The organism is Candidatus Rokuibacteriota bacterium (assembly GCA_016209385.1).
GTDB lineage: Bacteria > Methylomirabilota > Methylomirabilia > Rokubacteriales > CSP1-6 > JACQWB01.
Genome location: JACQWB010000194.1, coordinates 21,752 through 28,107, shown reverse-complemented (window position 1 = coordinate 28,107; position 6,356 = coordinate 21,752). Strand labels below are relative to the sequence as shown.

The 6,356-nt window shown below is 68.1% G+C and carries 8 protein-coding genes; 3 read left to right on the top strand and 5 right to left on the bottom strand.

Annotated elements, in window-relative coordinates:
• Positions 1-79: 79 nt before the first annotated feature.
• The 3 genes from HY726_14135 to HY726_14125 form a co-directional block, all read right to left on the bottom strand.
• Positions 80-880 (bottom strand): transposase, encoded by an 801-nt coding sequence (locus HY726_14135; protein MBI4610135.1) that lies wholly within the window; start codon positions 878-880, stop codon positions 80-82.
• Between the two features lie 267 nt (positions 881-1,147).
• On the bottom strand, positions 1,148-1,360 hold the full coding sequence (locus HY726_14130; GenBank protein ID MBI4610134.1) for a type II toxin-antitoxin system HicB family antitoxin: 213 nt from the start codon (positions 1,358-1,360) through the stop codon (positions 1,148-1,150).
• 232 nt (positions 1,361-1,592) lie between these two features.
• Positions 1,593-2,666 (bottom strand): integron integrase, encoded by a 1,074-nt coding sequence (locus HY726_14125; protein MBI4610133.1) that lies wholly within the window; start codon positions 2,664-2,666, stop codon positions 1,593-1,595.
• Between the two features lie 422 nt (positions 2,667-3,088).
• On the opposite strand from HY726_14125, the gene HY726_14120 reads away from it, so the two are divergent.
• The 3 genes from HY726_14120 (at position 3,089) to HY726_14110 (ending at position 4,334) form a co-directional block, all read left to right on the top strand.
• Positions 3,089-3,550: a DinB family protein gene (locus tag HY726_14120; protein ID MBI4610132.1), complete on the top strand. Its 462-nt coding sequence runs from the start codon at positions 3,089-3,091 to the stop codon at positions 3,548-3,550.
• Positions 3,551-3,591: 41 nt separating this feature from the next.
• A complete protein-coding gene (locus HY726_14115; protein MBI4610131.1) occupies positions 3,592-3,924 on the top strand; it encodes a hypothetical protein in 333 nt (110 codons plus the stop codon).
• 86 nt (positions 3,925-4,010) lie between these two features.
• A complete protein-coding gene (locus tag HY726_14110; GenBank protein ID MBI4610130.1) occupies positions 4,011-4,334 on the top strand; it encodes a DUF2007 domain-containing protein in 324 nt (107 codons plus the stop codon).
• 101 nt (positions 4,335-4,435) lie between these two features.
• Here the strand turns inward: HY726_14110 and HY726_14105 are convergent, their stop codons facing one another.
• Positions 4,436-5,377, bottom strand: coding sequence for a Zn-dependent exopeptidase M28 (locus HY726_14105; protein MBI4610129.1), 942 nt, complete (start codon positions 5,375-5,377; stop codon positions 4,436-4,438).
• Between the two features lie 199 nt (positions 5,378-5,576).
• Complete coding sequence (locus tag HY726_14100; protein MBI4610128.1) at positions 5,577-6,350, bottom strand: TatD family hydrolase; 774 nt, start codon at positions 6,348-6,350, stop codon at positions 5,577-5,579.
• Positions 6,351-6,356: the final 6 nt, after the last annotated feature.

The window sequence follows — 6,356 nt, the reverse complement described above, 5'->3', positions numbered from 1 at the left end:
CTCTGACCGTTTGCTTCGCTTCCACCGTCATCCACCTCCACCTGGGCGCTGGCTCACCGACAGTCTAGCCCAAGTAGCCTCAACGCTTGGGGCCGTCGCCGCCAGCTCGCCAAGCTATTTCCTTGCATGCTAATGTACCGGATGAGCGGCCGGCGTCGAGCCGGTGATCTTCCCCCGAAAAAGTGGACACCGATTCACGGCGCCAATCTTTCATACTCTTCCGGCGTGTGGTCGTCAATGCCGGAGTGCAGGCGGTGGTGGTTGTAGAAGCGGATGTAGGCGCGCACGGCCGCTTCGAGTGGAAGAACGATTCCATGTGGGCGTTGTCGTGGCAGCAGCGCGGGCGATTCATGCTAGGACGAATGCCGTGTTGGGACAGGACCGCACGATCGCGATAGGCCCCGTACTCGATCCCGCGGTCGGAGTGGAAGATGAGGGGGGTGACGGCCGCCCGCGCGCGGATCGCCCGCTGCACGGCCCGTTCCGTGAGGTGGACGGTCCGCTCTCGGCCCAGGGCCCACCCGACGAGACGACGCGAGTAGACGTCCATGACGGTGGCGAGGACACAGGGTGTGCCGTTCGCTTTGATGGCTTTTTTTAACCGGGCGGGCTCCTCCTGGAGGATCGCAGGCGCCCGCTCCAGCTCACGCAGGCGCTTGAGCTCGGCCACCGTCTTCGGCTCGAGTCTTACCGCCTTCCCGGCCAGGAGGCGCCCCTCCCGGGATTCCGTGCGCCAGCGCGAGAGCATGAAGGGATGACTGTCGAGCGCCGCAGCGACGTCCTGGACCTGCACCCTCGACAGCTCACTCAGCTTGACGGCCGTGGCTTTGAACGCGTCGCTGTAGCGATGGACCTTCTTCGGACCTATCGGCCTGGCCATCAGACACCCCCCTTGATTGTTCGGTCGAGGTGTCTACTTTATCGGGGGAGGTACTCGGCCGTCTCCAACCGGTGGTTAGCGGTCACTTGACGCGCGGAACACCAAGGTCCTTGCATATCTTGTTCGCGAGGTGATCGTCGATCTCGGTGTGCCTTGGGATGGCGGAGCGCTTGTTCTGAGTCGGATTCTACCACCATGAATGGCGCGCGCCCTCGCGCAACAGATGGCAGCCATGTGCACGTAAATGGCGCAGCAGGTCGCCGCGCTTCATAACGCGATCGATTCTTCCTCGTAGCCCTCTGCGGCAGCTTCGAGCGCATCGCGGCGGTTGAAATCCAAGGCTTCCTTCAGCGTCATGCGCAAGCTCTCTAGCAACTCATCGCGGGTCCGCTCTTGGCAATTAACGCCAGGCACCTCTTCAATCCAACCGATCCACCAATCGCCGGACTTCTTCACCACGGCCGTGTAATTCCCCTTCATGATTGTGTCTCCATCTGCATGTTGATGCCCGCCGAACGCGTAATGGGCCGACCTGTGTAGCGAGGCGGAACCTGCCGCGCGGTCGGCCTAGCACCGCCGCAGGGGCGCCTTCTGTGGGGCGCAGTCAGCCCGTCTATCCAGCCAGTTCCAGTCCGCGGCCACAAGGTCGTCCGTCGCGCTAGGCTGGTCGGCCTATTCGGGCGGGCCGTCTGTCGCCGGAACACTCGGGCTCTCATGCGTTGGACATCCGGTCGGCCGGGCTCCGCACGGCAGTGGGCCCTCGGTTCAGGACGTGCGTGTAGATCATCGTCGTGCTCACGTCGCGGTGCCCGAGCAATTCCTGGACGGTCCGGATGTCGTGGCCGTCCTCCAGCAGGTGCGTGGCGAACGAGTGCCGGAGGGTGTGGGGTCCCGCGCGCTGCGCCAGCCCGGCGAGCCGGACCGCATCCTTCACGGCGCGTTGCACGACGGACTCGTGGAGGTGGTGCCGGCGCCGCTGGCCGGTGAGCCGATCGACATAGATTCGAGTGGCCGGGAAGACCCAGTGCCACGCCCACTCTCGGCCCGCATTCGGGTACTTCCGGGCGAGGGCGGTGGGGAGCTCAACCCAGCCCGCCCCGTGCTCGAGGTCGCGCCGATGCTGCTCCCGAACAAACTCAAGATGCCGGGCGAGCTCCACCTTCACGACGGCGGGCAGCATCGTGACGCGGTCTTTGTCGCCCTTGCCGCCCCGCACGACGATCTGGTTGGATGCGAAGTTGACGTCCTGGACCCGCAGACGGCAGCACTCCAGCAGCCGGGGCCCCGCCCCGTAGAGGAGGTACGCCATCAGCCGGGGCGCGCCGTTCAGCCGCTGCAACACGGCCCGCACCTCATCCCGGGTGAGGACCACCGGCAACCGCTGCGGGCGCTTCGCGCGGACGAGGCCGTCGAGCCACGGGACGTCGAGGTCCAGGACGTCCCGGTAGAGAAACAGCAGCGCGCCCAGCGCCTGGTTCTGGGTCGAGGCGGCCACCTTCCGGTCGACCGCGAGCGCGGTCAGAAAGCGCGTGATCTCCGGTGCGCCCATCTCACCAGGGTGGCGCTTGCCGTGAAACAGGATGTACCGACGGATCCAGGCGACGTACGCCTCCTCGGTGCGGCGGCTGTAATGGCGGGTCCGGAGGGCCTGGCGAACACGATCGAGGAGGCGCGGCTTGGGTGGCCCTGGCGGGGCAGTCTCGTGGAAGACGTAAATGGAGCCGGGCCGATGGCACTCCCCCAGCGCCGCATACGAGAAGGGCGGGCTCGTCCGAACGCTAATCATAACCCTGGCTGATGTGACGCTACCACGCGTCGCTTGGCAAGAGCAAGGTGTCGGTGAATAGAGACACTATCTCCGGAGGCTCCCGCTCACCTCGTCCACGCGGACGTCGACCCCGCAGATGAAGGCCATGGCCCCGATAATCGCTCGGCCCGGGGAAGCGGTCAAGGGGCCGGCGCCGGGAGGGCGCGGCCCCGGCACGTCCGGCTTCCGACTCGCGGAAGGCTTGAGCTATGCTGGTGGCACTCGCAGGCGACCGGGCTCGGTCCCGCAGCGCCGAATGGAGTTCGAGCCGAGGGGCGGCGGCCATGCCGCAGGCAGGCCCGCCACGAGGCGAGGCCCAAGTGGATCTTCGAGCCGAGGGGCGGCGGCCATGCCGCAGGCAGGCCCGCCACGAGGCGAGGCCCAATGAGGAGGGGACTCCCGTGCTGAGCGAATCCGTCTCGATCCGCCTGGCAACTCAGCTCGACGCTCTTCCCCTCATCCTCGAGGGCGCGGACAGCCAGGCGCTCAGGCGGCGGCCGGCCCCTGGGGAGTGGTCGGCCCATGAGAACCTGGCCCACCTGGCCCGTGTCCACGAAGTATTCATCGAGCGACTGCGCCGGATCCTGACTGAAGAGCGGCCGATCCTCGGCCGATACCGCGCGGAAGAGGACCCGGAATGGGCGCGGTGGTCGGGCGTACCGCCCGAGGAGGTTCTGGGACGCCTGAAGAGGCTCAGGAGCCAGCTCACCGAGATGGTGAAACGCCTGATGCCTGAGCAGGTGAGCCGGGTCGGGGTGCATCCGCTCTTCGGGGACATGACGATTCCGGCCTGGATCGAGTTCTTCCTCCTGCACGAAGCGCACCATCTCTACACTGCCATGCTTCGGGCCCGCGGAAGTTGAGCGCCGGCGGCCCGGCGCAGGAGAACGAAGGAGGACGAGCCATGGTGGATCGTTACACGAAGATCGTTCTGGCGGTCATCGCCCTGGCGCTGGTCGCGTTGGCGGTGCGGCCGGTGCTCGAGTCTCGCCCGGCTCGAGCGCAAGAACCGGCAACGCCCCAACGGCCAGCGTGTGGGACCTATGACAACCCTTGCTATGTGACAGGCACCGTCTCGCTCGCAGAGGGCGTCCTGGTGGCCGGCACCGTCGCGGTGACCAACTGGCCTCCCATCCAGTTGGTCCAGGTACGAGGCGTCGACCAGGCGATCCCGGTGATTCGCGGCGGTAACCAACCGATTCCGGTCTGCCTGACCCCTGCCTCGTTCCAGTGCTGAACCATCCGGCTTCGGGGCCGGGCTGAGGCGGTCAGCCGCCAGCACCTCGTCGCTCGCGGCGGCTTCGGCCGTGTTACGATAGGACCGTGGCGCGCAAAGCGAAGGTAATTCGTTTTCCTGGGCGGCAGCGCGAGCCAGACGGGAGCCGTACCGAAGCCCCAAGCGCGCGCCAGGACGAGCGCAGCTTCGTCGAAGTCCATCGCTGCCGCGATCAGGCCGAGGCGCTCGTGCTCAAGGGGCTCCTGGAGTCCGAAGGGATCCAGTGCCTGCTCCAGACCCGGCTCGCCCACTCCGTCCACCCGTTCACCGTCGGGGACCAGGGCGAGGTGATCGTGCAGGTCGCCGCACCCGACGCCCGGCGAGCGCGCCTTTTGATCGCCCGGGGGTCCGCCGGGCCGTCCTTCCCCTAGCAAAATTCGGAGGGGGCCTCGACGGCCCCCTCCGAGGCCTCCCCCAGAATAGGTTGCGCGGGCGAAGCCCGCGCCCGAAGGGCACTTACTCCAACACGCCCCTATTGCTCGTCGAGCGCCCGCACCAGAGCAGCCAGCGCCCGGCACGTCCGCGCCAGGGCTTCAGGCTCCAGCGTGGAGGAGCCGTCGCGCGCGGTGTGGTAGGTGTCGAACGGACGCGGGCGCCGGCCCAGGTGGTAGAACACGGACCGGAGCGGGTTGAAGATGAAGCGCCGGAGCGCGTCCGCGTCCGAGCTGGGCACCGCGGTGAGACCGAAGGCCGGAACTCCGACGGCGGTGAAGGCGCGATGGTCGCTGCCGAAGACGGGGATCCGGCCGACCACGTGATACGTCTCGTCCCTCCGGTAGCCCAGCGCCTCGAGGGCGCCGGCGAAGGCCTGGAGCATCGGCCCCCGATCCGCGGGCGGGAGAGCATCCCAGATCGCGAGCGCATCGCCGATCCCGCACAGCTCGAGGCTCAGCACGCCCACGACGCGGTCGAGGGGGACCGTCCTCACATAGCAGCGCGCGCCCAGGTAGCCCACCTCTTCGGCGGCGGTGAAGAGGAAACGGACGGTCAGGCGGCGCGGGGGATCCATGGCGAGCTGTCCGAGCAGCTCGAGGAGGATGGCGACGGCCGAGGCGTCGTCGTTGGCTCCCGGGCTTCCCGGGACCGCGTCGTGATGCCCGACCAGGATCAGGGTCCGCAGCCCCCCGCCCACATCCACGGCGAAGTTCTCACCGCTCCCCTCCAGGGTCGCGAAGGGAAAACGGGCGAAGGGGATGCCGCGGGCGGCGAGGAGCTGGCCCAGGACTTTCTGCCGATCCGGGTTCGAGCGCCCCTCCAGGAGCCTCACGTAGTCGAGCGGAGCCGGGCGCGACGCGGCGAGGACAGCATCGAGCGGGAGCGGCGTCGCGCGGCCGCGCCGCCGCCCGTTCAGGACGGCGGCCAGGCCGGTGTTGAGACGCCCGCGAAGGTAGAGCTCGAAATCTCTGAGAGCCATCGACCCATCCCGCCGAGCTAGCGCGGTTCCAACTTGTTTCGCCTATGCCGGTCGCCACGGGTCCTGTCCCGGCGAGCAGCCCCACCGTCGGGGCCACCCCCGCCCGGTGTAGGGACCCCCGGCCCCTCCGGTGGGGCGCCCCGCTCGCCGTGCCACCCGTGGCGCCTCGCACTGTTTGGCGCAGTTACTTGGAAGAGCACTATGCGTCCGGGATGGCGAAGAGGGCGAGGGCGTTCCGGGCCATGACGGCCCCCAGCTCCTCCAGAGGCTGGCCTCTCAGCTCGGCCACGCGCGCCGCGGTGATCGCCAGATAGGCCGGCTCGTTCCGCTCTCCGCGATGGGGCTGGGGCGGCAAGAACGGGCAATCGGTCTCGACGACGAGGCGATCGACCGGCACGAGCTTGACGACTTCCGGAAGCTTCCGCGCGTTGGGATAGGTCACCGGCCCGGCGATCGAGATCAGGAAGCCGAGATCCAGGCACTGGCGGGCCACGGCCGCGTCGCCGGAAAAGCAGTGCATGATGCCTCGCGCCCCCGTACCGGCTTCGCGCAGGATCGTCAGGGTCTCAGCGTGAGCCTCCCGGCAGTGCACAAGGACCGGTTTATCGAGCCCCCGAGCCAAATCGAGCTGGCGCCTGAAAACCTGAACCTGGATCTCACGGGGAGACAGGTTGCGATAGTAATCGAGCCCCGTTTCCCCGATGGCGACCACCTTCGCTGAGGTCACGGCGAGGCGCTCGAGCTCGGCCAGGCCGGCGTCGTCGGCCCCGGCGGCGTCGTGGGGGTGAACTCCTACCGCGGCATAGACCTCCGGGTGCGCTTCGGCCAGGGCCACAGCCTCGCGCGAGCTCTCCAGGTCGGTCCCGATGGTCAGCATGAAGCGCACCCCGGCCGCGCGGGCGCGCTGGAGCACCGCTGGGAGGTCGGCGGCGAACTCCGCAAAGTGGAGGTGGGCGTGGGTATCGAAGAGCACGAACGG